Origin of the sequence: Actinospica robiniae DSM 44927, from assembly GCF_000504285.1 — a bacterium.
Classification (GTDB): domain Bacteria; phylum Actinomycetota; class Actinomycetes; order Streptomycetales; family Catenulisporaceae; genus Actinospica; species Actinospica robiniae.
In genome coordinates this window covers 2,635,990-2,662,689 of sequence record NZ_KI632511.1, presented here as the reverse complement: position 1 = coordinate 2,662,689, position 26,700 = coordinate 2,635,990, and the positions used below count along the sequence as shown (strand labels likewise).

Below are 26,700 nucleotides of genomic sequence, written 5' to 3'. Positions count from 1 at the left end.
CCGGCCGGCCCGGGGTGAGCCCGGGCCGGTCGGCCGTCGTGTCAGGTAGTGCCGTATCAGGTGCTGATCATCACGGGGTCGAGCAGGAGATGCTGGTCGGGGTCGACGCCGTGCCGGTGGCGGTCCATCCGAACGAGGTCGAGGCCCCCGCGGAGAGGGCGCCGTTGTACGGCTCGTTCTTGACGGTGATCGCCCCGGTCGTGCCGCTGTTCACACCGTTCCACAGACTGCTGATGGTCTGTCCGCTGGCCAGCGTGAGCTTCACGGTCCAGCTGCTGATCGCGGACGAGCCGGCCGTCACGGTCACGTTGCCGTTGAAGCCGCCGGTCCAGCTGCTGCTGGTCGAGTAGCTCGCGCTGCAGGAGCCTGAGCCGCCGGCCGGAGGCGTCGTAGGCGCCCCGGTGGTCGGCGGAGTCGTGGTCGGCGGTGTCGTGGTCGGCGGGGTGGAGTTGCTGCCGCCGGAGGTGACGGTGATGTTGGAGCTGCCGCTGGACTGGTAGCCCTCGGTGGCGAGGATCTCGTAGTTGGGGGTGCCGAGGTTCAGGCCGATGCTCTTCCAGGCGTTGAAGATGTTGGACACGGTGATGGTGCCGCCGGTCCGCTTCGATTCACGGATCGCCCAGTACTGGTTGAACGTGGCGGTGCCCTGGATCGAGGGTTCGTTGGTGCGGGTGGTCTCGTACAGGTCGTAGGTGCTGCCGTCGCTGTTGACGGAGCCGAGCTTGGTGGCGCCGGAGCTCGGGTTGTAGTTGCCGTAGTTGTCGACGATGTAGTACTCGACGAGCGGGTTCGTGGTCCAGCCGTACAGCGAGAGGTAGCAGTTGCCGTTGCAGTTCCACGAGCCGGAGTAGGTCACGGTGTTGCTCGTGCCCGGGTTCCATCCGGTGCCGGCCACGACGTTCTGCGAGCCGGTGTTCCAGGTCAGGCTGTAGTTGCTGCCGGATCCGAGCGTCATCGTGGCGCCGCTGGCCTGCTCCCAGAACGAGTAGAAGTACCCGTTGTTGGTGCCGGTCGAGTTCGAAGTGATGCTCGTGGCGGCGCTGGCGGTGGTGCCGGGCAGCAGGGTCATGGTCACGGTCATGGCCGCGACCACGATGGTCGAGCAGGCGCCTGTGATCAGTACCTTGAGGCGGCCGCTTCTGCTGCTCGGCCGCAGGGAGGCATCGTCCACGTGGGTGCTCCTTCTTCGTCGAAGGGGACTGGGTCGATCCCGAAGTATGGTCTTGGCCGAACCGGACCGCAACAACTTCCGGAGATTTCTTCGAAACTATTCGATCTTTGCTGGCGGCTCTGTCAGATTCTTCGCTGTTCAGATAGGGTGCCGTGATCAGGAACATTCGAATTCTGCCGAGTGAAAGCTGCAGCGGCCCTGATTACTACCGAGATTCGGCTCGAATGTTTCGAACTTCGATCGAAAGTTTCTGGCTTAACCGCGGTCCGGCCGCAGCACGGTCAGCGCCACCACGATCGCCGCCGCCAGCAGCCCCGCGCCGACGCCGAAGGCGAGGTGGTAGCCGCCCATCAGCGCGTCCGCGGAGCTCTCGCCGCGGCCCAGCAGGGTGCTGCTCCGCGCGGCGGAGAGGGTGGTCAGGACGGCGGCGCCGGCCGCCGAGCCGAGCTGCTGCGTGGTGTTGTAGATCCCTGAGACGAGACCGGCGTCCTGCTCCCGCGCGCCCGACATGGCCAGGCTCGCCGCGGCGGGCATCGCCAGGCCCCCGCCCGAGATCAGCAGCATGGTCGGGAGCAGATCGGCGGCGTAGCCGGCGTGCGTCGAGAGCCGCGGCAGCAGCGAGAGCGCGGCGGCCAACATGATCAGGCCGCTGATCAGGACCCGCCGGGCGCCGAACCGGCCGATCAGCCGGGCCGAGACCAGCAGCGCGGCGGCGCCGATGGAGAGCGCGGCCGGCAGCATGGCCAGTCCGGTGGCCGCCGCGCCGTATCCCAGCACGTGCTGCATGGCCAGGGAGACCACGATCTGGAAGGCGAACATGGCCGAGATCATCAGGATCTGCACCAGGTTCGCGCCCACCAGGCTGCGCGAGCGCAGGATGCGCAACGGCATCAGCGGCGTGGCCGCGAAGGCCTGCCGGACCAGGAATCCGGCGGCCAGCGCCGCGGCCAGCGCGCTGAGGCCCAGCGTGCGGGTCGAGGCCCAGCCGTACTGCGCGGCGCCGACCACCGCGTAGATGCCGAGCATGAGCCCGGCGATGATCAGCAGGGCTCCGGACGTGTCCGCGCCCGCCTTCACGCCGAGGCCGCGGTCGGCGGGCACCGCGCGGGCGGCCATGGCCAGCGTGGCCAGGCCTATCGGCAGGTTGATGAAGAAGATCCAGTGCCAGCTCAGGGTCTCGGTCAGCACGCCGCCGAGGACCTGGCCGAGCGACGCGCCGGCCGCGCCGGTGAACGAGTAGACGCCGAGGGCCTTGCCGCGCCGGCCCGGCTCGGTGAACAGCGTCACCAGGATGCCGAGGCTCACCGCCGCCGCCGCGGCGCTGCCGACGCCCTGCAGGAACCGCGCGGCCACCAGCAGCGCGGGCGAGGTGGCCGCCCCGGCCAGCATGGAGGCGGCGACGAACAGGACGGTGCCGCCGAGGAACATCCGCTTGCGCCCGATCAGGTCGCCGAGCCGGCCGGCGAGCAGCAGCAGGCCGCCGAAGGCGAGCAGGTAGCTGTTCATCACCCAGCTGACTCCGGCCGCGGAGAAGCCCAGGTCGCTCTGGATGGAAGGCAGCGCGACGGTGACGATGCTGCCGTCGAGGATGGTCATCAGCGCGCCGGTGGAGACGGCGGCGAGCGCCAGGGCGCCGCGACGGTCGAAGCCGGAACTCTCGGCGGGCGGAGCGGAGGCGGCAGGGGCGCGGTCGGCGCTTCGGGTCTGTGCGGACATCGGATTCCGGCTCTCTGTAGGCGGGGCCTGCGGTACTTCCGACTGTAGCAGATAGTTCTGTAGTAGACGATCCTTAAGTAGAAGATCCGCTTCAGAGCGTCCGCTGCGGTAGAATGGGCTCATGACCTCCCTCGCGCCGACCCGGTCGGCGGGTGCCGCCCCTACCAGGGGCGTGCCCGACCTGTCCTTCCTGCTCGACCACGCCGGCCACGTCCTGCGCACCCGGATGAGCGCGGCGCTGGCCGAGATCGGCATGACCGCGCGCATGCACTGTGTGCTGGTCAAGGCGTTGGAGGAGGAGCGCACGCAGGCGCAGATCGCCGAGCTCGGCGACATGGACAAGACGACGATGGTGGTCACCGTCGACGCGCTGGAGAAGGCCGGGTTGGCCGAGCGCCGCCCCTCGCCGACCGACCGCCGAGCCCGCATCATCGTCGTGACGCCGCAGGGCGCCGCGGTGGCGGCCAAGAGCCAGGCGATCGTCGACCGCGTCCACGGCGACGCGCTCGGTTCGCTGCCCGAACCGGCCCGCGCGGCGCTCATCGAGGCGCTCGGCGCGCTGGTGGCGGGCCATCTGGCCGAGCCGGACGACGCGTCGGCCGGGGTGCGCCGGGCCCGCCAGTAACGGCGTTACCGTGATTGGGTCGGGTTGATCGTCGGGGCAGCTGGGGTTTCAAGATCAAAAAATGCCGCTGGCAGGCCCTTCCCTCGGAGAGGGTGCCGGGGTCGCGTGGGTGCTGTCGTTGGTGGGGCGGGCTGTGGTTGGGGGTGGTGGGGTTGCGGGTGTGTGCTCTCTCCTCGGTCTGTCCCCGGAGGCAATCAGGAACCTGCCGGGAGGTCAAGCGGCGGTGGCTGTGGCTGGTGCTTGATTCTGCATCGCGCCGCTTGACCTCCCGGCAGAACCCTGATCGGGCTTCGCCTGCCCGACCGAGGAGAGAGCCCACCCCCTGGGGGAGTGGTGTGAGCTGCGCTCGGGCCCGGGTCCTGTCCGGTGGCCCGGCCGCGCCCGATGCGGAAGAATCCTGCATCACCGTTCTGAGCTGCTCTTTCTCCCTACTTCTTCAACGCCGGGGAGCGCGCTCGAGTGCCCGGAAATCTCCGGTATTTTGACTTTTCTGGCAATAGACGGATGCGCGGCTTTTGTCGGTGGTGGCGTCTAGCATGGAAGCGTACGAAGGTTTTCGGGACTTGTGGCGGAAGGGGGGGTGGACGGGGTGGCTGGGCAGATGGCGTCGGGGGTATGGCTGAAAGCGGTGCAGGAATTCCCCTCGGCGTGCGGCAGGGCCAGGGGCCCGAGCTCCGACGCCTTCACACGGGTCGGGGATCGGGATGCTCGGATCAGGGCGATGCAGGATTCTTCCGCGCCGAACGCGGGCCGGCTTGCAGGATTCTGCCGCGAAGTCTGGGATCGGGGTCGATCGCACCAAGGCGATGCAGGATTCAGCAGCAAGCGCGACCGGAGCACCGACCCTCTCGCATGGATCAAGGGTCGGGCTGTTCGGATCATGGTGATGCAGAATCCTTCCGGGTCGGGCGTGGCCGGGCCACGGGACGGGTCTCGGCCCGAGTGCAGCTCGCACCCGTCCCTCAGGGGGTGGGTCAATGCCGTTCGTTTCAGTTGGTCTGTTTTTCGTATCGTTCGGTGTGGTGGCTCGTTGGAGGGGGTGTGAAGCATCCTTGGGCTGGTAGGACGGATCGGGTCAATCTAGGCGTGTTGACGCGGTGGGTTGCTCCGGGGTTGGTGCGGCAGGCGGTGCAGGCTCGTGCGCGGCCGGATCTGGTTCCCAATGCTTTGCCGTTGGAGTTCATGGTCTATTACGCGCTGGCCTTGGCGTTGTTTGCGCAGGACTCGTACGAGGACGTGATGGACAACCTGGTGGGCGCGATCGAGGAGTTGGCCGGGGACGTGCCGGCGAAGTCCTCGATCCACGCGGCGCGTGTGCGCCTGGGCGCGGGAGTGATGGAAGAGCTCTTTCACCTGGTGGCCGGGCAGGTCGCGGGCGAGCGGACGGCCGGGGCGCGGTGGCGTGGGCGGCTGGTGTGCGCGATCGACGGGTTCGTGCTCGATGTGCCCGAAAGCGCGGGGAACCGGGGGTTTTTCGGCGGTCCGTCTACCCGGGTGGGTGGGCGGATCGAGTCGGGCGGCTATCCGCAGGCGCGGGTGGTGACGCTGGTGGAGACCGGGACGCGTGCGGTGCGCGAGGCGGCGATCGGCCCGTACGCGACCGGGGAACGCGATCTGATCAAGGGCGTGGTCGCCGCGACCGGCCCCGAGATGATCGTGATCATGGACCGGGGGTTTCCCGGCCGGGAGCTGATCAGACGGTTCAACGAGCAGGGCACCGCGGTGCTCATGCGCGGATCCACCCGGATCGCCCGCGCCGACGTCCGCGTGCTCGCCGACGGCAGCTACCTGGCCGCGCTGTGGGAGCAGAGCGTGCGCGGACGCGGCCAGCCGGTATGGGTCCGGGTGATCGAGTACACCGTGCGCGGCGGGGAACGCGTCAGGCTGCTGACGAACCTGCTCGATCCGGGCGAAGCCCCGGCCGCCGAACTGGCCGCGCTCTACGCCGAGCGCTGGGAATCAGAGGGCAGCAACCGCTCGCTCAAGACCTACCAGCAAGGCCACGCGTTCGTGCTGCGCTCCGGCAGCCCCGAACTGGTGCTCCAGGAGATCTGGGCGCACCTGACCGTCAACCACGCGCTGACCCGTCTCAACGGCCTGCTGGCCGACGAGCGCGGGCGCGACCCGGACGAGATCTCCTTCACCAAGGTCTTGAAAGAGGTGCGCCGCTCGGTCATCCGCCAAGCGGCACACACCCTGGCCCGAGCAGTCACTAAAACCCTTGATATAGCAGACGACCTGCGCCGCTACGCACACAGACCCGTACCCGGACGCACCGCCGAACGCACCGTCAAACGCTCATCCCACCGCTATGACGGCCGACCCAGAACCGCCACCGGCCGCCCCGTCACCACCCTCAGACAGCCCCCAACACCCACACTCCTCCCACTATTGAGCACATGAAACGAACGGCATTGGGGGGCGTGCTCTCTCCTCGGTCGGGCAGGCGAAGCCCGATCAGGGTTCTGCCGGGAGGTCAAGCGGCGCGATGCAAAATCGACCATGAGCACGAATCACCGCCGCTTGACCTCCCGGCAGGTTCCTGATTGCCTCCGGGGCCCGACCGAGGAGAGAGAACCCACCCCCGGCACCTGACCACCCCGAACCCAGCCCGCCCCACCAACGCCAGCTCCCACGCGACCCCGGCACTCTCCGAGGGAAGGCCCCAGCCGGAGGCGAAATCTTGCAACCGCAGCCCGCCCCGCCAACGCAACGGGTGGGCGGGTGGTCAGACGAACCAGGCGACGCGAAGCGGCCGCCCCCCACCCTCACGACCAGACCAACCCGACAAACCATCCCACACCCCGCGAGCGCCCAGCAGATCATCAAATCGCTCTACGCCGTACCCCCGAACGCCTGGGCCCACGTCACTCGCGCGGCTCAGGAGGGCCGCTGGAGTCGCGTACCACCAGCCGACAGGGTACTGACTCAATGCCCTGGTGCTCGCGGCCGTCGATCGCGTCCATCAGATGCAGGGCCGCGGTCCGGCCCACTTCCAGCAGGTTCGTGTCCACGGTGGTCAGCGGCGGGCGCGAGGACATGGCCATGACATCCCAGTTGTCATATCCGACCACTGCTATATCCTGCGGCACCCGGATACCGTTCTCCCGCAGGCAATCCGCGACACCGCGGGCTATCTGGTCGTTGCCGCAGAAGAACGCGTCGCACTCCGGGTCCGCGCGCAGCACGATGCCGGCGGCGGAGCGGCCCCAGGCCTCGCTCCACTCCCCGTGGTGCGCCCGGCCGGAGGCGGGTTCGAGGCCGTGCTCGGCCAGCGCGGCCGCGGTGAACGCGGCCCGCCGGGAGGCGGCCGCGTGGTGCTCCGGGCCGCTGACGTGCGCGATCCGGATCCGGCCGGTGGTGAGCAGATGCCCGATGGCCAGGCGGACGCCGTGCTCGTCGTCGGAGATCACCGAGGCGTCGGCCGGATCGGTGGAGGGGCCGAGCGCGTAGACGGCCGGGATGCCGAGCAGGTCCGGCAGCGGCGGGCGGGGGTCGACCCGGCGCCCGGCCACGATGATGCCGTCCACCCCGCGGGCCGCGAGGGTGCGCAGGTAGTGCCGCTCCCGGATGGCGTCCCCGCGCGAGTCGCACAGCAGCACCGAGATCTGGCCGGCGCCGAGCGCGTCCTCCGCGCCGAGCAGCACCGGGATGCTGAACCGGCCGATGCTGTCGGTGGTGATCAGCCCGACCGTCCTGGTCCGGCCGGTCAGCAGAGACTGGGCGAGCGCGTTGGGGTGGAAGTCGAGCCGCTCGGCCGCCGCCAGCACCCGCTGCCGGGTCTCCGGGCGCAGCCGGCCGCGGTTGTTGAGCGCGCGCGAGGCGGTGCCCGGGGTCACCCCGGCCATCGCCGCCACGTCGCTCAACGTGGCCCGGGCGGGCGGCTTGGCTGCTGGATCTGCCACAGGCAAACCATATCCCACCTGTTTCTCCCGTTCCAGTGCGCTGATGATCCAGGTTTGACGAGATCAGAGCCTACGTAGATCAAAGAAACAGAGTGTTGACGCTCTCTCAGATAGGTCTTAGTTTCCTACTGCGCAAAGGTTTTCCCACAAGGAGGGCGCATGATCGTTCCACCGGTTCGCGTCGGCACGGCGCTCGGACCCGTCCGGCTCACCGAGGCCGCGCACACCCGGCTGCGGCCGGCCGCGGCCGCGGTGACCGGCGGGTTCTGGGGCCGGCGGCGCTCGGTGATCGCGGAGGCGAGCATCCCGCAGGGCCCCGGCCTGCTCGAGTCGGCCGGAAACCTGCACAATCTGCGGGTGGCCGCGGGCACCGAGTCCGGCGAGTTCCGCGGCCGTTACCCCTTCGTCGACTCCGACGTCTACAAGTGGCTCGAGGCCGCCTGCTGGCGTCTGGCCGAGATCGGTCCCGGCGAGGGCGGACCGAGCGCCCGGCGGCTGGCCGACGACGTCGAACGCATCAGTGCCCTGATCGCGGCGGCGCAGCAGGACGACGGCTACCTCAACACGTGGGTGCAGCTGGGCCGGGGCGAGGGCCGGTGGACCGACCTGACCTGGGGTCACGAGCTTTACTGCGCCGGCCACCTGATCCAGGCCGGGATCGCGCACCGCCGGGCCACCGGCCGCACGGTCCTGTTCGACGCCGGCCGGCGGTTCGCGGACCTGCTCGAGCTGGTCTTCGGGCCGGGCGCGCCCGGCGGGATCGACGGCGTCGAGGGGCACCCGGAGATCGAGACCGCGCTGGTCGAGCTCTACCGGGAGACCGGCGAGGCACGCTACCTCGCCCTGTCCGGCCACCTCGTCGACCGCCGAGGCCACGGCCTGCTCGGCGGCGGCGCCTACTTCCAGGACCGCGTCCCTCTGCGCCAGGCCGAGACCGTCGAGGGCCACGCGGTGCGCCAGCTCTACCTGCTGGCCGGGGCCACCGACGTGGCCACCGAGACCGGGGAGAGCGCCCTGATATCAGCGGTCGAACGCATGTGGACGGCGATGGCGGGCGCCAAGACCCACCTGACCGGCGGGCTCGGCGCCCGCCACGAGGGGGAGTCCTTCGGCGACCCGTACGAGCTGCCCACCGAGCAGGCGTACTGCGAGACCTGCGCGGCCGTGGCCTCGGTGCACTGGAACTGGCGGCTGTCCCTGCTCACCGGCCGCGCCCGCTACGCCGACCTGGCCGAGCGCACGCTGTTCAACGCCCTGCTCGCCGGAGTGTCGCTGGACGGCACCCGGTGGCTGTATGTCAACCCTCTGCAGGTGCGCGACGGCTACACCGACCCCGGCGGGGACAAGACCAACCGGCGCACCCGGTGGTTCCGCTGCGCCTGCTGCCCGCCGAACGTGATGCGGCTGCTCGCGGCGCTGCCGCACTACCTGTCCTCCGCCGACGCCGACGGCGTGCAGATCCACCAGTACGCGGCCGGCCGCATCTCCGCGGAGATCGCCGAGGGGCCGGTCGGGCTCCGCGTGGAAACCGATTACCCCTGGCACGGCACCGTCCGGCTGGCCGTCGAGAACTGCCCGGAGGGGGAGTGGGAGCTCGCGCTCCGGCTGCCGCACTGGTGCTCGCGCTACGTGCTGCGGGTGGCCGGCCGGGATCTGCGCCCGGAGGACGGCGACGGCTGGCTCCGGATCCGGCGCGCCTGGCAGCCGGGCGAGGAGGTCGAGCTCACCTTCGACCTGCGCCCCCGGCTGACCGCGGCCGATCCCCGGGCCGACGCCGTGCGCGGCTGCGTCGCGATCGAGCGCGGCCCGCTGGTGTACTGCGTGGAAGAGGTCGACCACGCCGGCGGCGGCCTCGACCGCTTCGTGCTCGACACCTCCACCGCGCTGACCGAGGAACACCGCCCCGAACTGCTCGGCGGAGTGGTCACCGTCCAGGCCTCGGGCTGGCGCCGCCGGTCCAAGCGCTCCGGCGACTGGTGGCCCTACCGCCCGGCCCAAGCCGCGCCCGTCCGCCGCGCCGAGGCCGCCGAGCCCGGCGAGCGGCTGACCCTGACCGCAGTGCCCTACTACGCCTGGGCCAACCGCGAGGACGGCGCCATGCGGGTGTGGCTGCCCACCGGCTGACCGCGCCCGCGCCCCTGAAAAACGCAAGGCCCATACTCACCAGGAAGGATCCGGGCATGACCCGTGGAGTTCACCCGTGGCGCGATGAGGCGAGGCGGGTGAGTGCGCGATGAGGCGCACCCGACCGACGCGCAAACCGCGTCGCACCCTCGCGGCCGCAGTCGCCGGCCTGCTGCTGGCAGTCGCGCTGCCCGTGCTGACCGCGGCCACGCCGGCCGCGGCCGCGAGCACCTTCACCACCACCGCCGTCAACAAGGGCAGCGCCGACTGCCTGGACGACCCCAACAGCCAGACGACCACCGGCATCCAGCTGATCCAGTGGTCCTGCAACTCCGGCACCAACCAGAACTGGACCTTCACGCCGGTCTCCGGCACGACGGCCACCTACACCATCTCGAGCTTCGCAGGGCTCTGCGTGGACGTCTCGGGCAAGTCGACCGCTGACAACGCCACGGTCATCCAGTACACCTGCAACAGCCAGTCCAACCAGCAGTGGACGCTGCAACCGGTCTCGATCAGCGGTGCCACCAACACCTTCAACCTGGTGTCGGTCAACTCCGGCAAGTGCATCGTGCCCACCGGGGACAGCACCGCCAACGACGCCCTGCTCGTCCAGCTCCCGTGCACGAGCGCGACGACGCGCGTCTGGGGCCTGACGTCCTACCCGGGCGGCACCACCGGCACCGGGAACACCGTCACCGTGGGCAATCCGGGATCGCAGACCTCGACCGTCGGCACGGCCGTCTCGCTGCAGGTCTCCGGCTCGGACTCGGCCAGCGGCCAGAGCCTGACCTACACGGCAAGCGGGCTGCCCGCCGGTCTGTCGATCAGCTCCTCCGGCCTGATCTCCGGGACGCCGAGCACGGCCGGGTCCTCGACGGCCACGGTCACCGCCAAGGACAGCACCGGCGCGACCGGCTCGACGAGCTTCTCCTGGACCGTCAACGCCTCCGGCACCACCACGACCTACCAGGGCATCCCGGCCGTGGCGCCGAACGCCTGCCACAACTCCAGCCTGCCCAACGCCTACGGCACCGGCTTCCCGACGCCGAACGACCCGTACGGCCAGGGCTACTACAACGAGTCCGCCCTCGGCTGGGACGGCAACTACTGGCCGGTCTTCAGCTACCTGTCAGGCTCCTACTTCGCCCGCGGCGTGCCCACCACGTACAACTCCGGCGGCACCAACATCTGCGGCGCGATGTACTCCTTCAGCATCTACCAGACCGGCGGCGCCCGCCCGGCGCAGTCGGTGCAGTGGACTGAGGACAGCGGCTACCTGCCGGCCCTGACCACGTCGTTCACCAGCGGCACGACCGCGGTCTCGATCAAGGACTTCGCCGACAAGGTCACCATCTCCGGCAACTCGTTCATGCTCGTCTACACCCGGGTCTCGGTGACCAACAACGGCAGCTCCGCGATCACGCTCGACCCGGGCGGCACCGGCACGAACCTGGTGCGCCTGACGAGTTCCTCGCTCAACACCGTCCAGCCCGGCGCCACGAGCAACCACGACTACGTCGCCGCCGTGGACAACTTCGGCTCCGGCGTGGCGCTCCCGAGCACCTCGACGCTCAGCTCCAGCGCGCCGACGCTCGACAGCGCCTACAGCGCGATGACCTCGTACTGGAACGGCCGCGTCGCCGAGACCCCGACGATCTCGCTGCCGAACCTCACCCTGCCGAACACCGGCAGCCTGGCCAACCCGGGCACCGCCCTGGTCAACGCCTACAAGGCCGGCACGATCTACAACCTGATCATGCAGGTCGGCGAGGCCCAGTTCTCCGCCGCGAACAACTACGCCTGGCTGCTCAACCACGACGTGCCCGGCGAGCTGATGGCACGGTTCGAGACCGGCGACCTGCACGACGCGCAGAACCTGTTGCTCACGGCCCGGATCTCGGAAAGCCCGAGCTTCAACGAGCAGGGCGCCAACTGGTACTACGACGGCGACTGGAAGACGCCCGCGGTCTGGGCCGAATACCTCGCCAAGACCAACGACACCGCGTTCGTCAGCCAGTACTTCCACGACGACGCCAGCGGCTCCAGCCAGTGGGGTCCGAGCCTCTACACCATCATGCACACCATCTACCAGGGCCAGCTCTCCTCCGACGGCGTCCTGGCCAGCAGCTTCGACAACGACTCGTCCGGCCGCTGGCTCTTCGACGACTACTCGGCGCTGCAGGGCCTGGCCGCCTACAAGTACATCGCCACCCGCCTCGGCAACACCACCGAGGCCGAGTACGCCGACAGCGCGTACACCTCGCTGCTGAGCCACCTCAACACCCTGCTGGGCAACACTGAATCAGCGAACGGATTCAGCTACCTGCCGTGCACGGTGAACCAGGCCGACTCGGCCAACCGCTGCGGCACCTACAACGACGCCAACTGGGCCTCGGCCGAGTGGGTCGGGCAGGACCAGTGGTCGACGATGCTCCAGGGCGGTCCGCTCAGCGGCATCGCCGGCGACCCGGCCCAGGGCGACGCGCTCTACGCCTACGGCTTCGGCCGGCTCTCCTCCAACGGACTGCCGTACCCGACCTTCGGCGCGTTCAACGGCTACTCCACGGCGTACAACACGGCCTACGCGATCAACGGCCTGTACGGCACCCAGTACCGCGACCTGCCGATCACCAGCTACGCCTGGCAGCTGTCGACCACGACCGGCGGCCCGAATGCGTGGTGGGAGGCGAACGGTTCCGGACCCAGCTCCGGCAACCCGTGGATCGGCAACCACGCCGGCCCCGAGTTCGGCGCCTGCCCGTACGCCTGGCCCACCTCGGCCCAGCAGCAGGGCCTGCTCGAATCGCTGGTGGCCGAAGGGTTCACCGCGAGCGGCACCGGTCCGTACACGTACACGTATCCGCTCTACATCGGACGCGGTGTCCCGAACACCTGGATCACCGCCGGACAGAACATCTCCGTCAATAACCTGACGAACTCCTACACGGCGAGCAGCGGCTCCCGGTCCACCTTCGGCGTCTCCCTCGCGGTGACCAAGCCGAGCAGCGTCCGGGTGGTCACCGTCTCGCTCACCGGCACCCTGCCCTCGGGCAGCATCCAGATCCAGCTGCCGATCTTCAACACGGTGAACGTCACCGCGGTGAGCGGCGGCACGTACAGCTCGTCCACGCACAGCGTCACCGTCACGCCCGGCACCACCACGATCACCATCACGCTGGCCAGCTGAGATCGAGGAGCGCGACCATGTTCCGCACCAGACACCTGCGAAGAGCCGTCAGCGCGGCCATGGCCGCGCTCGTCCTCGCCGTCACCGGATCCGCCTGCTCCAGCGGCGGATCCGGGCAGCCGGCGGCCGGCGCGACCACCGGGGTCACCATCACCATGTGGACCCGCGCCGGCACCCAGTCCCAGACCCAGGCTTTGATCGACGCCTACAACGCCTCGCACAAGAACCACGTCGTGCTGACCGTGTACCCCAACGAGCAGTACCCGGCGAAGATCGCCTCGGCCGCGGGCGCACACGCCCTGCCGGACATCTTCACCTCCGACGTGGTGTTCGCGCCGAACTACGTCTCCCAAGGCCTGTGGGCCGACGTGACCAGCCAGTTCAACGCGCTCTCGTTCAAGAGCGACGTCGTGCCCTCGTTCATCCGGGCCGGCAGCGCGAACGGCAAGGTCTACGCCATCCCGCACGCCCTGGACCTGTCCGTCATGTACTACAACAAGACCCTGTACAAGAAGGCGGGCCTCGACCCGGACAAGCCCCCGACCACGCTGGCGGAGTACGCCACCCAGGCGCGCGCCATCGCCAAACTCGGCGGCGGCGTCTACGGTACGTACGAAGGCGGCAACTGCGGCGGCTGCGTCGAGTTCACGGTGTGGCCCTCCATCTGGGCCGACGGCGGCCAGGTGATGAACGCCGCCGGCACCCAGAGCACCATCGACTCGCCGCAGGCCCAGGCCGTCCTGCAGGTCTACCGCGGCCTGTTCGCGGACGGGACGATGGCCCCGGCCGCGAAACAGGAGGACGGGACCACCTGGCTCGGCGCCCTGGAGAACGGGAACATCGGCATCGCGCCCGGTCCGTTCTCCTGGTACAGCCTGCTCAAGCAGAAGGGCCTGGACATGGGCGTCGCGCCGATCCCCGGCGTGAACGGCGGCCAGTCCACCTTCATCGGCGGCGACGTCGCCGGCATCTCGGCGACCAGCTCGCACGAGGCCGCGGCCTGGGACTTCCTGTCCTGGACGCTCGGCCAGCAGGCCCAGGTGGACGTCATCGCCAAGGCCAGCGAGATGATCGCCCGCACCGACCTGGCCGACAACCAGTACGCCGAGGCCGACCCGAACGTGCTGGTCGGCAACCAGGTGCTGGCGAAGGGCCAGACCCCGTACGCGCTCAACTTCAACGCCAGCTACAACGATCCGCAGAGCCCGTGGACCACGACGCTGCGCGGCGCGTTCTTCGGGCCCAGCCTCACCCAGGCACTGGCCACCGGCCAGAGCGCGATCACCTCTTCGCTGCAGCAGCAGTAGCGGGCGTCCGCCCGCGCTACGAAGGAGCCGCCATGCAGACCACCACGGTGAGCCCGCAGGACGCGCCCCCGGACGCCGGCCCTCCGGCCGGCGCCCGGCCGGGGCGCCGGTCCCGGCGCGCCACGCGCCGAGCCGTCTCCGGCTGGGCCTACGCCCTGCCCACGGCCGCCGTGGTGGCCCTGCTCTTCCTGACGCCGCTGGTGCTGGTGGTGTGGATGTCTCTGCACCACTGGCCCCTGCTCGGCAACCCCACCTTCAACGCTCCGCAGAACTACTCGGAACTAGCCCAGAACAATCTGCTGATGTCAGCAGTCTGGTTCACGCTGCGGTACACCGTGATCATGACCGTGGTGCTCTTCGCCGTCTCCCTCGGGCTGGCCCTGCTGGTGCAGAACCCCCGGCCCGGGGTCGGCCTGCTGCGCACCGCCTACTTCCTGCCCGCGGCGGTCGGCTTCGCCACCGCCTCCCTGCTCTTCCTCGGCTTCCTGAGCTCCGCCGTCGGCCCGGTCAACCCGATCCTGCAGCACCTCGGCCTCATCAGCGCCCCGGTGGACTGGATCTCCGGCAGCCCCGGCGGCGCGCTCGGGTCCATCGTCACGCTGGTCACCTGGCGCTTCGCCGGCTTCAACATGATCATCCTGCTGACCGGGCTGCAGGCCATCCCGGTGGAGCTCTACGAGGCCGCGCGGGTCGACGGCGCGAACCGGCTGCAGTGCCTGCGCCGGATCACCCTGCCGCTGCTGCGCCCGACCATCGCGCTGGTGCTGATCATGATGATCACCGGCTCGCTGCTCGCCTTCGACCAGTTCTACATCCTGACCAAGGGCGGCCCGGACGACTCGACCACCTCGGTGGTCATGGTCATCGTCCGGGAGGCCTTCGTCCGCTTCGACCTCGGCTCGGCCGCCGCGCTCTCCGTACTCGCGCTCGTGGTCCTGCTCATCCTCAATGTCCTGCAACTGTCCATCCTGCGCCGGAGGAACGACTCGTGAGCACCCGCCGGACCGATCGCAGACCCCGGACATACCGCTCGCGCCGGGCGGCCGGGAAGCTGGGCTACTACACCACCGCGACCGCGCTGGCGATCCTGTTCCTCTTCCCGCTGCTGTGGAGCGGGTGGGCGTCGGTGCGCACCTCGAACGGCTTCGGACTGGCCAACTACCGCAACATGGTCCACTACGGCGACGGCATCGGCACCTACCTGATGAACAGTGTCGAGGTCACCGCGCTGACCGTGGCCGGCACCCTGACCGTCTCGCTGCTCGGCGGCTACGCCTTCGGCCGCTTCCGCTTCCCGGGCAAGAACGCGCTGTTCCTGGCCACGCTGGCGATCCTGATGGTGCCCTATCCCACGATCCTGATCCCGCTCTACGTCCTGCTCGGCTGGCTCGGCCTGCAGAACTCGCTGCTGGGCCTGGCCGCGGTGCTCGTGATGTTCCAGCTGCCGTTCGCCACCTTCCTGATGCGCAACGCGTTCGAGGCGGTGCCGCAGGAGTTCGAGGACTCGGCCGCCGTCGACGGCTGCGGCACCTTCGCCACCCTCAGCCGGGTGATGATCCACGCAGTGCGCCCCGCGGTCGTGACCGTCGGCCTGTTCGCGTTCCTGGCCGCGTGGAACGAGTTCTTCGCCGCCCTGATCCTGCTCAACTCCTCGGACAAGTTCACCCTCCCGCTCGCCGTGGTGGCGATGGAGGGGCGCACCTTCGGCTCCATCGACTACCCGACGCTGCAGGCGGGCGTGGTGTTCATGGCCATCCCCTGCCTGATGCTGTTCCTGGTGCTGCAGCGCAGCTACGTCCGCGGCTTCATGGCCGGCGCCCTGCGGAGTTGAGGAGCGGCCGGCGGCGGGACGCGGCGTCCGGATGAGAAGCTGGCAGGGTGAACATGGCCTCTGACCCGGATCCGGACGCGGCGTCTCCGGCCGGATACCGGCGCTCGGCCGGCTCCCCGCGCGGCCAGGCGCGGCGGCGCGAGCTGCTCGAGTACGTCACCGCCGACCTCGCCGCGCACGGACTGGTCGACTTCTCCCTGCGCCGCGCGGCCAAGGCCGCCGGGACGACGCACAAGGTGCTGCTCTACCACTTCGCCGGCGCCGAGGAGCTGCTGCGCGAGGCGGTGGAGCTGCTTCGGGAGCGGCGGGCGAGCTCCGGGCAGGCCGCGGCGCTCGATCCGGCGCACCCGCAGAGCCTGGCCGAGCGGGTCAAGGCGATCTGGCCGCTGCTGGTCGGCACGGGAGAGGGCCAGCGTGCGCTGGACCAGGCGCTCGGCCTCGCGATGTACGACCCGCAGCGCCACGGCATGCTCGCCGCCGACTCCTCCGAGCGCTTCCTTCCGCTGCTGGCCGGCCTGTGCCCGCAGGAGTGGAGCGCGCAGCGCAGGGAGCAGGTCGCGGAGCTGGTGTTCGCGGCGTTGCGCGGGTTCCTGGTCCAGCGGCGCACCAGCCCCGACGGCGAGACCGGCGGCGAGGCGGGCCTCGCGGCGCTGCTGCGGATGCTGGAGCGTGAGCAGGCCGAATCCTGACCGGAACGGAAGCGGGACCCTGCCCTCGCGCATTTGTGAACCACGTGGTTCACTTGTGTCGAGGGGCGGTTCCGTTCCCGCCCGCAGGGAGGCTTCCATGTCCGGCACATCCCGCACGACTTCCCCCACCCGCGAGGCGGTGTCCTTCACCGTCGCCGGCGCACGGCTCGCGGCCTGGCACTATCCCGGCACGGACGGCTCGTGCGTGGTGATGGCCGGCGGCTTCGCGGTGACCAAGGAACCGGCCACCGACCTGTTCGCCGCGCGCTTCAACGCGGCCGGCTTCGGCGTGCTGGCGTTCGACTATCGGCACCTCGGCGAGTCCGAAGGCGAACCGCGCCAGGTGATGCGGGTGCGCGAGCAGCTCGCCGACTGGCAGGGCGCCATCGACTACGCGGCGACGCTGCCGGGTGTCGACCCCGCCCGGATCGCGGTGTGGGGCTTCTCCGCGACCGGCGGCCACATCTTCCAGGTCGCCGCGCGCAACCCGCGTCTCGCCGCCGCCATCGCCCAGACCCCCAACGCCGGCGGCATGACGGCCGCCCGCGCGGCCATGCGGTTCCAGACCCCGGCCGCCTCGCTCCGCCTCACCGCCCGCGGCGTCCTCGACGCGCTCGGCGGCCGCTTCGGCCGTGCGCCGCTGACGGTTCCGCTCTGGGCGGACCCGGGCACCGTCGCGGTGCTGACCACGCCGGACGTCGTCGACAGCCAGCGCGCGCTCGATCCCGAGAACAAGCACGCGCAGGACTGGCGCAAGGAGGCCGCCGCACGCTCCGTGCTGCGTCTCGCGGCCTATCGCCCCGGCCGGGCCGCGGCGCGGATCAGCTGTCCGTTGCAGGTGATCGTCTGCGCGGATGACAAGTCCGCCTATCCGCCCGCCGCGATCGCCGCGGCCCGTCGCGCCAAGAACGCAGAGCTCGTAGAACTTCCGGGCGGGCACTACGCGCCGTTCCTGGCCGCGCACGAGGAAGCGGCCGAAGCTCAGATCAAGTTTCTGACACGCCGTCTTCGATCAGGGCACTGAGTCGCGCTTCCGGGCGCTACCGGTCGCCCTCGCGCTCGGTCAGCAGGGCGTGGCGCACCTGCCGGCCGATGTGGTTGACCTCCTCGCGCCCGGCGGCGTCGAGCAGGGCGGGCAGCAGGACCGTGTCCTGCCGTTCGATGTGCCGCTGGGCGTCGAGGACGAATCCGTTGACCAGGGCGTTGAACTCGTCGTCATCGCCGTGTTCGATCCCTTCGACGGTGGCCCGGATGTCGTGCACGTGCCGCTCCTGCTCGACCGCCTCGCGCTCGCCTCCGGGCAGGTAGCGCCGGAACGCGGGCAGCAGGAACTGCTCCTCGGCCTTGGCGTGGGTGAGGAAACGGCTCGTGGCGTCGCGCACGAGCAACGCGCGCTCCAGGCAGGGTTCGAGCGTGGCGATGCGCAGCACCAGCCGCTCGATCTCCGCGTGCTCCCGGCTCAGTTCCGTCGTGGCATCGGCTCCCTCGGGCATCGTAGCCTCCTTCATCAGGTCGGATCCGGCTCCCGTACCCGGGCCGCCGCGCATCATGCGCATCGGACGGTCAGGGCGCTTCGCCCTCGGCCCGATCGGCCACGTAGTCCGTCCACGCGCGCATCGCGAACCCGCCCACGCACAGCGCGACGAACAGTCCGACGCCGATCCACAGCAGCACGCGCGGGCCGAAGGCCAGGCCCTCGCCCGCCAGCAGGAACGACGCCAGCATGCGTGGCCGGCGGGTCCGCGGTGGACACCGACCACGCTTTCATTCCGGGTCCGTCCGCGGGGGTTGCCGGTGACCGCGGCGGCGGGAGTCGCCTTCGCCGCCGCGGTCACGGTGTTCGGGTCCTAAGTCCCGACTCAGCCCTGCGGCCCGACGGCCTCGCGCACGGCCGCCGCGATGCTCTGGGCGTCGATCCCGGCCGCCGCGAGATTGCGCTCCGGCGAGTCGGACCCGGGCAGCGCGTCGACCGCCAGCCGCCGCAGCGTGCACGGCACGTCCGCGAGCGCCGCCGCGACGGCCTCGCCGATCCCGCCCTCCGGCCGGTGGTCCTCCACCGTCACCATCAGGCCGGTCTGCTCGGCGCAGGCCTGCAGCGCGACGGCGTCGATCGGCTTGATCGAGTACAGGTCGAGCACCCGCACCGGCAGCCCGTCGTGAGCCAGTTCGGTGGCCGCCTTCAGGCACTCGTGCAGGGTCACGCCCGCGCCGACGAGGGTGGCCACGTCGTCGGCGCCCTCGCCCCACAGCTTCGACCCGCCGATCGGGAACGCCTCGTCCGGCTGGTAGAGCACCGGATACGAGCCGCGAGTGGTGCGCAGATAGCTGATACCGGGGATCTGGTTCATCGCGACGGTCAGCTTGGCCGCGCTCGCCGCGTCGGACGGGTAGAGCACGGTCGAGCCGTGCAGCGCCCGCATCATCGCCAGGTCCTCCAGGCCCATCTGGGAGGGCCCGTCCGGGCCGATCTCCACCCCGCAGTGCGAGCCGGCCAGCCGGATCGCCGGGCCGTCGATCGCGCTCATCCGCAGGAAGTCGTGCGCCCGGCTCACGAAGGCCGCGAAGGTGGCCGCGTACGGACGCCAGCCGCGCTCGGCGAAGCCGACCGCCGTCGCGACCATCTGCTGCTCCGAGATGTAGAGCTGGAAGTAGCGCTCCGGGTGCGCCTTCTCGAACTGCTGCGACCCGGTCGAGTTGCCCACCTCGCCGTCGAGCACGACCACGTCCGGATCGTGCTCGCCGAGGGCTACCAGCGCTTGGCCGTAGGCCTTGCGGGTGGCCATCTCCTCGCCGACCTCGTAGGTCGGCGCCGTCACGTGCGGCCGCGACTCGCTCGGGGTGCGCCGCAGCGCCGCGTGCACCTGGTCGGGCTCGTCCGCCGCGTCGCGCGGGATCGGGCCCCGGACGCGGACGTCGCTGACGCCGCCGAGCTCGGCGATGGCCTCCTCGGCCATGTCCTGCGGCAGCGGCTTGCCGTGCCAGTCCGGCGAGTCCGCCACGCGCTTGTACCCGCGGCCCTTGACCGTGCGGGCCAGGATGACCGTCGGCCGCTCGGCGACCGTCGCGTTCTGCAGCGCGGCGTCGATCGCGCCCAGGTCGTGCCCGTCGATCACCTGCACGTCGGCGCCGAAGGCGCGCATCCGCGCGGCGTAGGCGTCCAGGTCCCAGCCGAACTCGGTCGGCCCGGTCTGGCCGAGCCGGTTGACGTCGACGATCACGGTGAGGTTGTCGAGCTTGTGTAGGCCGGCCTTGTCCAGCGCCTCCCAGACCGAGCCCTCGGCCATCTCGCCGTCGCCGCACAGCACCCACACCCGGTAGGGCCGGTCCGGCATGGCGCGTCCGGCCAGGGCCATCCCGGTCGCGTAGGCGATGCCCTGGCCGAGCGAGCCGGTGGCCACCGGGACCCAGGGCAGCCGCGGGGTGGGATGGCCCTCCAGCCGCCCGCCGCGCCGGTAGGTCTCGAGCAGCTCCTTCTCCTCGATCGCGCCGACGGCCCGGTACATGGCGTAGAGCAGCGGCGAGGCGTGGCCCTTGGACAGGATGAAGTAGTCGTTGTCCCGCCGCGACGGATCGGACCAGTCGTACCGCAGGTGGCGGGCGAGGAGCACCGCGGCCAGGTCGGCGGCGGACATGCTCGAGGTGGGGTGGCCGGAGCCCGCGGCGGTGGTCGCGCGGATCGAGTCCACCCGCAACTGCCGGGCGAGGTCGGCCACGGAATCGAGATCCGCGCCCGCCGACGAAACCCCGGCGCTGATGCTGGTCATATGTGTCTGCCTCCTTCGTGCCGGCGCCGCGCACGGCCCGGCGTCCCCCGGTCCGGACCGGGCGCGGGTTGCCGCTCGGCCGGTCGGCAAACGCCGGAACGCGGGCGGCCGCCTACTCCGTTCGGTCGGTCCCGCCCTGATCCTGCTCGCCCCGCCCCTCGTCCTCCCGGTATTCCTCGTCCTCCTCGTCGGCACGCCCGCCCACCGAGCCCACCGAGCCCTCTCCCCGCTCGTCGCCCGGCATCGCCATGGATTCGGCCTTCGTAGCGCGGCGCACGGCCTCGCGGGCCTCGTCGATATGCCGGTCGAGCTGGTCGGTCTCCTCCTCGATGCGGCGCAGCCGCTCCGCCGGCGTGGTCGGGTCCGGATCGGACATGGCGAGCTCCTCTGGGTCGATCGGGTCGATCCTCAAGTGATCCGGTATCCCGTTTCCCCCCGAAACGGACGGTCACACCGTGCATGCTTCCGGCGATCTCGGGCAACCGCACCCCATGAACGAGATGATCATGTACGTCTTCCGGCTGACGACGACGGTCGTGGGCGCCCGTGTCCGGTGAGACCGTGCCGTTCGCGGACCGCGAGGACGCCGGCCGCCGGCTCTCCGTCCGGGTGGCCCAGCTGGGCCTGCACGACCCGGTGGTGCTGGGACTGCCGCGCGGCGGCGTGCCGATCGCGCGCTGTATCGCGGACCGCCTCGGCGTGCCGGTGGACGTGTTCGTCTCCCGCAAGATCGGCCTGCCCGGCTCGCCCGAACTCGGCATCGCCGCGATCGCCGAGGGCTCCGCCGAGGTCGTGCCCGGTCCGTACTTCCACGACTTCGGCCTGGACGAGCGGCAGGTGGAGGCGCTGGCCGAGGGCGAGCGGCGCGAGCTGCGGCGCCGGGTCGCGCGGTACCGGGGAGAGCGGGCGCTGCCGGATCTGGCCGGGCGCGAAGTCGTGCTGGCCGACGACGGACTGGCCACCGGCGTCACCGCCACCGCCGCGGTCCGAGCCCTGCGACGCTGGGATATGCGTAGGCTGATTTTCGCCGCCCCGGTGTGCGCTCCCGACGCGGCGGCGCGGCTGGTCCCGCTGGTCGACGTCGTCGTCAGCCTGCTGACTCCGGCCCGCTTCGAGGCGGTCGGCCAGTGGTACGAGCGGTTCGAGCAATTACAGGACTCTGATGTGATCCGGCTGCTGGCGGGCGCGCATCCGGAAAGCGGCCGGGCGGGCCGTTGATAACGCTTTGACCATGCCGCGCCGGTGACCTACGTTGTCCTCCATCGAACACGAAGAACGTGTTCGAACACAGCAGGGGCGAGGTCCGGCACGGGCCGGGGGAGGGGTCGGAGCGTGGCGGTCACCAAGCTCAACCAGATCATCGCGGTGGAGAAGGGCGTCAAGGCCAAGTCGTTCTCGGAACTCACCGAGGCGCACCACCAGCTGCTCAAGCCGGCCCTGCTCTCCGGCATCGCGCGCACGTACCAGCCCAAGGACGACGAGGGCGAGCAGCTGCCGCCGGAGTCGACGAAGGTGCAGGTGAAGGCCGAGGAGGTGCTCCAGCGCACCGCGGTCTCGCTCACCCGGCTGTTCGACGTGACCGCCACCAAGGACTGGGCCAACTGCGCGGCCAAGGCGAACGTGATCGTGGACGGCACGGTGCTGATCGAGGACGTCCCGGTCACTTACCTGCTCTTCCTGGAGAAGCAGCTGACCGACCTGCACACCTTCGTCAAGAAGCTGCCGGTGCTCGACGCCGCCGAGTCCTGGGTGCTCGACGCGTCCGCGGACAGCTGGAAGACCGAGCCGGTGCAGACCTACCGGACCAAGCGCGTGCCGCGCAACCACGTCAAGGCCGAGGCCACCGAGAAGCACCCGGCGCAGGTCGAGGTCTACTACGAGGACGTGACCATCGGCTACTGGACCACGGTGAAGTTCTCCGGCGCCCTGCCCGCCAAGCGCGTCAACGACCTGCTCGAGCGGGTGGAGAAGCTACAGCAGGCGGTGAAGTTCGCCCGCGAGGAGGCCAACGGCACCGAGACCGCCGACCAGCACGTCGGCGCGGCGGTGTTCGGGTACCTGTTCGGCTGACCCGGCCCCCGCCCATCAGAAGGCTCCTTCCCGGTTGAGCCCCGGGGAGGCGGCGCGCAAGCGCAGACTGAAACTCAAGTGGAGACTGACGAAGCCGCGTCCCAAGAGCAGGTTCGACTCCTGCCCCCGGCACCACGCGCCGGGGTAGCCCAAAAACGGTAGAGGCAGCGCGGCCATCACCAGCAGACTATCGCTCGAGACTCGGTCATCGCCGCTCCTGCCCCGAATCGAACGGACCTGGACGACCACGTGAAATGCCGGTTCGAATCCGGCCCGCCGCTCTTCCTGCGGCGGTAGGCCTAATGGCAAGGCCGCGCGTTCGATCAGAATGATCCAGGCCCTTAAACGTGTCGGGGCGTCGATAGAGCGGCACCCTTTCAGGCTGTACGCCTGCTGGGGAACCCAGGATCCCGGTGGATGGACACTCCACCGGGATCCGCCCCTTTTTCCGGCCGGGGCCATGGACCCCGGCGCCGGTGTCAGGTGTTGTTGGCGAGGGCGAGCAGGCGCGCGGCGGTGCCGTTGAACTTGTCCCGGTCCACGGCGCCGGAGACGCCGCTGACCGAGCCCGAGTCCGAGTACTGCCACAGCGTCGCGTACGAGAACGCGGCCGGGATGGTGGGGCTCGCGGCGGTGGTCCAGTCCGCGATGAACAGCGGGCTCTTGGCGGTCATTCCGCTCCAGTCGGCGGTGCAGGTGTCCCACCAGCTCGGGCTGGTGTAGATGACCACGTCGCGGCCGGTCTTCGACTTGTAGGTGTTGTAGAAGGACAGGATCCAGGAATCCATCGCCGAGGTGGACAGGCCGTAGCAGCCGCCCTCGAGGTCCAGCATGCCCGGCAGCGTCAGGTTGTCGGCCGACCAGGCGCCGCCGTGCGCGGCGAAGTAGGTGGCCTGCGCGGCGCCGCTGGATGAACCGGGCTGGGCGAAGTGGTACGCGCCGCGGATCACCTTGGCGTTGTACGCGTTCAGGTAGTTCGCGCTGAAGTCCGGGTCCGTGTAGGTCGTGCCCTCGGTGGCCTTGATGTAGGCGAACGAGATGCCGGCGGACTTCACCGAGGACCAGTTGATCGAGCCCTGATAGTGCGAGACGTCGATGCCGAGCGGACCCCAGGCCGCCGCGAGCGGGGTGATCGTGGCGGCGGAGGTGAGGTCGAGCTGGCGGGTGTCGGGCTTGAAGTTCTTCGCGTCCTGGACGTAGCCGACGCCCATGTAGCCGTCGCCGAGCGGGATGGTGCTGCCCTTGGGCAGCGCGGACGAGGCGCTGGTCGAGGCCGCGGAGGTGGCGGACGCGGTCGCGGCGCCCGCCGTGATGGTCGCGGTGAGGGCGAAGCCGACGGTCAGGGCGCCGACGGCGAGCAGCCGTCGCCGAGCGGTGGTCGCGGCATGGGTCGAGAACATGGGTATTCCTCCTGGGGCGCTGTGTGGGTAGGCGCTCCGGGCAGGCCGTCCGAGCCGCACGCGGGGTCGCGTCCGGCCACCGGGCCGTGTCCGGCGACGGGCTCGCGACTGGTGGTGTCCTCGTCCGCCCGTTGTTCCCGTCCCGCCGCGCGCGGCGAAGCCCGGGCAGCGCCGGGCCTCGCCCACGACGACGGCGTGGACGGGCGCCCGGATCCGGCCCCCTCGTCTTCGAGGTCTGAGTCGTATCCGGGCTCAGACGATTTTCTAGCAGCCGGAACACCATGGCGCGGCAAAGGGCGCGTCATGAATCAGAGTTCTTTCTTAAACGCCCAGGTGGACCGCCCCGCCGGGGTGTTGCTGACTTACCGGCTCACCGTGAAGTGCAGGTGAATTCCCACGTCCTCGGGTGCGGCGGCGCGGCGAATGCCTGGCTGCGGCGGCGGTCCGGTCAGATGATTCCGCCGTTGATGCCCGGTGGATCGCCTAAGAACTCCGCTCCTCGCGCAGGCGCGCCCGCCGACGTCGTCGATGCTTGATTCCGGAGGCCACGCCCACGACGAACGCCGCGGCCGAGATGCTCACGTAGCCGATCCACGGCCGTGGTTGCGGGTAGCTGATGGTCATGCCCGCCATCACCAGGTCGGCGAGCAGCATTCCGCCCAGCCCGTAGCCCAGGTACCGGGCGGCGACGCGCAGCCAGCGCGGCGCGTTCGGCGCGATGGGCCGCTCCCCGATCAGGGCGGCGAGGGCGATGAAGGTGAGCAGCCCCTGGACCAGAGCGATCAGCACCAGCGGGACGGCCAGGGCGAAGCGCCAGAGGCCGAGCGACTGCTGCGCGAACTCCGCGAGCGCCCACGCGCCGACGATCTCGGCCAAGACCAGGGCGGACGAAACCGAGATCTGCAAGGGCGTCTCGACCTCGATCTCGAATGAGAACGTACGCCCCGCCTCGTCGTCCGGCCGCGGCGGATCTGACGCGTGTCTGCTCATAGCGAAAGCGTACGTCCGCCTCGACGTCCGAGTCTCTAACTCCCAGCCGGTATCTTGTCGAGGATCTTCCCGTGGATGTCCGCGAGCAGGTATCCGCCGCCGTAGTCGTTGGCGCAGTAGACGCGCAGAGACGTGCCGGGAGCGAAAGCCCAGTTGGGGTCGACGATGACATAGTGCATGGTCGGATTCTCGACGTTGAGTTCCTGGTCGGACTTCTGGATCAGCCCTGGTATGACGCTCCAGTCGATCGTGGTGAGGTCGGCCGAGTTCTCGCCGTCCTCCACGTAGCCGCCGGGATCGTCGGACGTGATCTTGCCGTCCTCGTACGTGTACTCGTCGTACTCGCCGGCGCCGTCCTTGGCGGGGGCCTCGAAGTCGGCGTAGTCGGCGTAGAGAGCCAGGGTATAGATCTTCGTGGTGCCGATCAGTGATGGCAGAGCCTTGACGAAGGCCTCGATCCCGGCGGGGGTGAGCAGAGCGCCCGGCGCGGCGCTCGCGGACGCCGCCTGAGCCGTCGGTGTCGCCGCGCTCGAGCCCGGCGCCGTGACGCCGCGAGCAGTCGGCTGCGTCGAGCCCTGTCCTTCGGCGGACGGCGCGGCCCGATGCGAGTGCGTCGCCCACAGCACGGCCCCGACCAGTACCGCTACAGCGGTGAGCGCCACGGTGACGCCGAAGCGCGCTCCCATCCGGGGTCGGCCGGCCGCGCGGGCGGGCACGGGTACAACCCCGCCGGTGGACAGGGTCGGCGGCGGCGCGTCCCAAGGCTGCGGCATGCCGCTGATGCTGAGCGGCGCGGCCGCCTCGGCGAGCAGGCGGTCCACCGCGTCGGCCTTGAGCCGAGCGGCCGGATCGCGTTGGAGCAGCCCGGCGAGGACGGGCATGAGCGGGCCGGCGTGGACCGGATGCGGGATCGGTGCGTCGAGCACGGCCGCGAGCGTCGCCATCGTCGTCGCCCGGCGCATCGGGCTGTGCCCCTCGACCGCGAGGTAGAGCAGAATCCCGAGGGACCACAGGTCCGAGGCCGGATTCCCCTCCAGGCCACGCAGCCGCTCCGGCGCCATGAACTCGGGCGAGCCGATGATCGAGCCGGTGGCGGTCAGCTGGGTCGAATCCCGCACCGCGGCGATGCCGAAGTCCGTCAGCACCGGCGTCCCGTCCGGCCGCAGCAGCACATTGCCAGGCTTCACGTCGCGGTGCTGGATCCCGGCGCGGTGCGCGGCATCCAGCGCGGCGAGCACGCCGCGGCCGATCCGGGCCACCTCCGCCGGCGGTCGCGGGCCGCCGCGCAGCAGGTCCTCCAGCGAGCCCCCGGTGACGAGCTCCATGACGAGCCAGGGGTGACGCAGGTTCGGCGTGTCGACGATGTGGAAGATCGCCACCACGTTCGGGTGCTGCAAACGTGCCAGTGCCCTGGCCTCCCGTAGCACCCGCTCCCGCTGCCGCGCCGCCGCGGTGTCCCCGGCCGAGCCCGCGTCGTCGCCGGACCGGACCTCCTTGAGGGCGACCTCGCGCTGAAGCGCCAGGTCGTAGGCGCGCCAGACCAGGCCCATGCCGCCACCGCCGAGCTGGTTCAGCAGCTGAAAGCGACCATCGATGACAACGGGCTCCACCGGCCCCTCGTTAATCACGCGAGTCATTGTAGGGAGGTCTGATGACAGATCCACACCACGCGGGCACGCCCGGTACCGCAACGGAATCCGCGTACGGAACTCAGTGGTGCGCACCTGCGGGGGACTTCACCGCCGTCGTCACCAGCGGCGCCGCTCGAGGCCGGGTGGTCACCCTGTTCTACGAGCTCGGCGAATGGACCCTGGGCCCGGCCTTCCTCGACTACTACGAGGACTGGCTTGAGCGTGCCATCCGGCAGCTGCGCACCGAGCCGGGTCGGATGACGATCGTGTGAGTGGCGGTGAGCGCG

The 26,700-nt window shown here is 70.4% G+C and carries 22 protein-coding genes; 12 read left to right on the top strand and 10 right to left on the bottom strand.

Features of this window, described 5'->3' with window-relative positions; genetic code table 11:
- Positions 1–70: 70 nt before the first annotated feature.
- Both ACTRO_RS50310 and ACTRO_RS11375 read right to left on the bottom strand, forming a co-directional pair.
- A complete protein-coding gene (locus ACTRO_RS50310; protein ID WP_034263130.1) occupies positions 71–1,171 on the bottom strand; it encodes a glycoside hydrolase family 11 protein in 1,101 nt (366 codons plus the stop codon).
- Between the two features lie 255 nt (positions 1,172–1,426).
- Entirely contained in the window at positions 1,427–2,887 is a 1,461-nt protein-coding gene (locus tag ACTRO_RS11375; protein WP_034263128.1) for an MFS transporter, read from the bottom strand.
- 121 nt (positions 2,888–3,008) lie between these two features.
- Here ACTRO_RS11375 and ACTRO_RS11370 point away from each other — a divergent pair, with 121 nt between their 5' ends.
- The gene (locus ACTRO_RS11370; protein ID WP_034263127.1) at positions 3,009–3,512 is read left to right on the top strand and encodes a MarR family winged helix-turn-helix transcriptional regulator; all 504 of its coding nucleotides are present in this window, start codon (positions 3,009–3,011) and stop codon (positions 3,510–3,512) included.
- Between the two features lie 504 nt (positions 3,513–4,016).
- A complete protein-coding gene (locus ACTRO_RS45600; RefSeq protein WP_084316172.1) occupies positions 4,017–5,915 on the top strand; it encodes an IS4 family transposase in 1,899 nt (632 codons plus the stop codon).
- Positions 5,916–6,379: 464 nt separating this feature from the next.
- On the opposite strand, the gene ACTRO_RS11360 is transcribed toward ACTRO_RS45600, so the two are convergent.
- Entirely contained in the window at positions 6,380–7,417 is a 1,038-nt protein-coding gene (locus ACTRO_RS11360; protein WP_245594354.1) for a LacI family DNA-binding transcriptional regulator, read from the bottom strand.
- A gap of 159 nt (positions 7,418–7,576) precedes the next feature.
- On the opposite strand from ACTRO_RS11360, the gene ACTRO_RS11355 reads away from it, so the two are divergent.
- The 7 genes from ACTRO_RS11355 (at position 7,577) to ACTRO_RS11325 (ending at position 17,582) form a co-directional block, all read left to right on the top strand.
- The gene (locus ACTRO_RS11355; RefSeq protein ID WP_034263125.1) at positions 7,577–9,541 is read left to right on the top strand and encodes a glycoside hydrolase family 127 protein; all 1,965 of its coding nucleotides are present in this window, start codon (positions 7,577–7,579) and stop codon (positions 9,539–9,541) included.
- Between the two features lie 109 nt (positions 9,542–9,650).
- Entirely contained in the window at positions 9,651–12,731 is a 3,081-nt protein-coding gene (locus ACTRO_RS11350) for an RICIN domain-containing protein (RefSeq protein WP_034263123.1), read from the top strand.
- 17 nt (positions 12,732–12,748) lie between these two features.
- Entirely contained in the window at positions 12,749–14,038 is a 1,290-nt protein-coding gene (locus tag ACTRO_RS11345) for an ABC transporter substrate-binding protein (protein ID WP_034263121.1), read from the top strand.
- 32 nt (positions 14,039–14,070) lie between these two features.
- A complete protein-coding gene (locus ACTRO_RS11340; RefSeq protein WP_034263120.1) occupies positions 14,071–15,030 on the top strand; it encodes a carbohydrate ABC transporter permease in 960 nt (319 codons plus the stop codon).
- Complete coding sequence (locus ACTRO_RS11335) at positions 15,027–15,869, top strand: carbohydrate ABC transporter permease (RefSeq protein WP_051450659.1); 843 nt, start codon at positions 15,027–15,029, stop codon at positions 15,867–15,869. The genes ACTRO_RS11340 and ACTRO_RS11335 overlap by 4 nt, the downstream gene beginning before the upstream one ends.
- A 53-nt stretch (positions 15,870–15,922) precedes the next feature.
- Positions 15,923–16,558 carry a TetR/AcrR family transcriptional regulator gene (locus tag ACTRO_RS11330; RefSeq protein ID WP_034274297.1) on the top strand — a complete coding sequence of 212 codons (636 nt, stop codon included), beginning with the start codon at positions 15,923–15,925 and terminating at the stop codon, positions 16,556–16,558.
- Positions 16,559–16,655: 97 nt separating this feature from the next.
- On the top strand, positions 16,656–17,582 hold the full coding sequence (locus ACTRO_RS11325) for an alpha/beta hydrolase (RefSeq protein ID WP_084316169.1): 927 nt from the start codon (positions 16,656–16,658) through the stop codon (positions 17,580–17,582).
- A gap of 16 nt (positions 17,583–17,598) precedes the next feature.
- Here ACTRO_RS11325 and ACTRO_RS11320 read toward each other — a convergent pair whose 3' ends face one another.
- The 4 genes from ACTRO_RS11320 to ACTRO_RS11310 form a co-directional block, all read right to left on the bottom strand.
- Positions 17,599–18,051 carry a hemerythrin domain-containing protein gene (locus tag ACTRO_RS11320; RefSeq protein WP_169739877.1) on the bottom strand — a complete coding sequence of 151 codons (453 nt, stop codon included), beginning with the start codon at positions 18,049–18,051 and terminating at the stop codon, positions 17,599–17,601.
- Between the two features lie 70 nt (positions 18,052–18,121).
- Positions 18,122–18,283, bottom strand: a complete 162-nt coding sequence (locus ACTRO_RS47125; protein ID WP_157436065.1) for a hypothetical protein — start codon at positions 18,281–18,283, stop codon at positions 18,122–18,124.
- 134 nt (positions 18,284–18,417) lie between these two features.
- Positions 18,418–20,322, bottom strand: a complete 1,905-nt coding sequence (locus ACTRO_RS11315; protein ID WP_051450658.1) for a transketolase — start codon at positions 20,320–20,322, stop codon at positions 18,418–18,420.
- Positions 20,323–20,434: 112 nt separating this feature from the next.
- Positions 20,435–20,698 (bottom strand): hypothetical protein, encoded by a 264-nt coding sequence (locus tag ACTRO_RS11310; RefSeq protein ID WP_157436063.1) that lies wholly within the window; start codon positions 20,696–20,698, stop codon positions 20,435–20,437.
- Positions 20,699–20,868: 170 nt separating this feature from the next.
- Between ACTRO_RS11310 and ACTRO_RS11305 the strand changes: the two genes are divergently transcribed.
- On the top strand, positions 20,869–21,540 hold the full coding sequence (locus tag ACTRO_RS11305; protein ID WP_084316168.1) for a phosphoribosyltransferase: 672 nt from the start codon (positions 20,869–20,871) through the stop codon (positions 21,538–21,540).
- A gap of 114 nt (positions 21,541–21,654) precedes the next feature.
- Entirely contained in the window at positions 21,655–22,392 is a 738-nt protein-coding gene (locus ACTRO_RS11300) for a DUF7873 family protein (RefSeq protein WP_034263115.1), read from the top strand.
- Positions 22,393–22,871: 479 nt separating this feature from the next.
- Here ACTRO_RS11300 and ACTRO_RS11290 read toward each other — a convergent pair whose 3' ends face one another.
- The 3 genes from ACTRO_RS11290 to ACTRO_RS11280 form a co-directional block, all read right to left on the bottom strand.
- A complete protein-coding gene (locus ACTRO_RS11290) occupies positions 22,872–23,798 on the bottom strand; it encodes a GH25 family lysozyme (protein WP_425394879.1) in 927 nt (308 codons plus the stop codon).
- 477 nt (positions 23,799–24,275) lie between these two features.
- Positions 24,276–24,782 (bottom strand): hypothetical protein, encoded by a 507-nt coding sequence (locus tag ACTRO_RS11285; protein WP_034263110.1) that lies wholly within the window; start codon positions 24,780–24,782, stop codon positions 24,276–24,278.
- Positions 24,783–24,817: 35 nt separating this feature from the next.
- On the bottom strand, positions 24,818–26,332 hold the full coding sequence (locus ACTRO_RS11280) for a serine/threonine-protein kinase (RefSeq protein WP_425394878.1): 1,515 nt from the start codon (positions 26,330–26,332) through the stop codon (positions 24,818–24,820).
- Positions 26,333–26,433: 101 nt separating this feature from the next.
- Between ACTRO_RS11280 and ACTRO_RS47120 the strand changes: the two genes are divergently transcribed.
- Positions 26,434–26,685, top strand: coding sequence for a hypothetical protein (locus ACTRO_RS47120; protein ID WP_157436061.1), 252 nt, complete (start codon positions 26,434–26,436; stop codon positions 26,683–26,685).
- Positions 26,686–26,700: the final 15 nt, after the last annotated feature.

Bases quoted from the DNA above. Each gene is read 5' to 3' on its own strand.
- ACTRO_RS11350 (WP_034263123.1), top strand. From the start codon at position 9,651: ATGAGGCGCACCCGACCGACGCGCAAACCGCGTCGCACCCTCGCGGCC.
- ACTRO_RS45600 (WP_084316172.1), top strand. From the start codon at position 4,017: ATGCGCGGCTTTTGTCGGTGGTGGCGTCTAGCATGGAAGCGTACGAAG.
- ACTRO_RS11325 (WP_084316169.1), top strand. From the start codon at position 16,656: ATGTCCGGCACATCCCGCACGACTTCCCCCACCCGCGAGGCGGTGTCC.
- ACTRO_RS11340 (WP_034263120.1), top strand. From the start codon at position 14,071: ATGCAGACCACCACGGTGAGCCCGCAGGACGCGCCCCCGGACGCCGGC.
- ACTRO_RS11320 (WP_169739877.1), bottom strand. From the start codon at position 18,051: ATGCCCGAGGGAGCCGATGCCACGACGGAACTGAGCCGGGAGCACGCG.
- ACTRO_RS11370 (WP_034263127.1), top strand. From the start codon at position 3,009: ATGACCTCCCTCGCGCCGACCCGGTCGGCGGGTGCCGCCCCTACCAGG.
- ACTRO_RS47120 (WP_157436061.1), top strand. From the start codon at position 26,434: ATGACAGATCCACACCACGCGGGCACGCCCGGTACCGCAACGGAATCC.
- ACTRO_RS11310 (WP_157436063.1), bottom strand. From the start codon at position 20,698: ATGTCCGATCCGGACCCGACCACGCCGGCGGAGCGGCTGCGCCGCATC.
- ACTRO_RS11355 (WP_034263125.1), top strand. From the start codon at position 7,577: ATGATCGTTCCACCGGTTCGCGTCGGCACGGCGCTCGGACCCGTCCGG.
- ACTRO_RS11375 (WP_034263128.1), bottom strand. From the start codon at position 2,887: ATGTCCGCACAGACCCGAAGCGCCGACCGCGCCCCTGCCGCCTCCGCT.
- ACTRO_RS11345 (WP_034263121.1), top strand. From the start codon at position 12,749: ATGTTCCGCACCAGACACCTGCGAAGAGCCGTCAGCGCGGCCATGGCC.
- ACTRO_RS11280 (WP_425394878.1), bottom strand. From the start codon at position 26,332: ATGGGCCTGGTCTGGCGCGCCTACGACCTGGCGCTTCAGCGCGAGGTC.
- ACTRO_RS47125 (WP_157436065.1), bottom strand. From the start codon at position 18,283: ATGCTGGCGTCGTTCCTGCTGGCGGGCGAGGGCCTGGCCTTCGGCCCG.
- ACTRO_RS11315 (WP_051450658.1), bottom strand. From the start codon at position 20,322: ATGACCAGCATCAGCGCCGGGGTTTCGTCGGCGGGCGCGGATCTCGAT.
- ACTRO_RS11330 (WP_034274297.1), top strand. From the start codon at position 15,923: ATGGCCTCTGACCCGGATCCGGACGCGGCGTCTCCGGCCGGATACCGG.
- ACTRO_RS11285 (WP_034263110.1), bottom strand. From the start codon at position 24,782: ATGAGCAGACACGCGTCAGATCCGCCGCGGCCGGACGACGAGGCGGGG.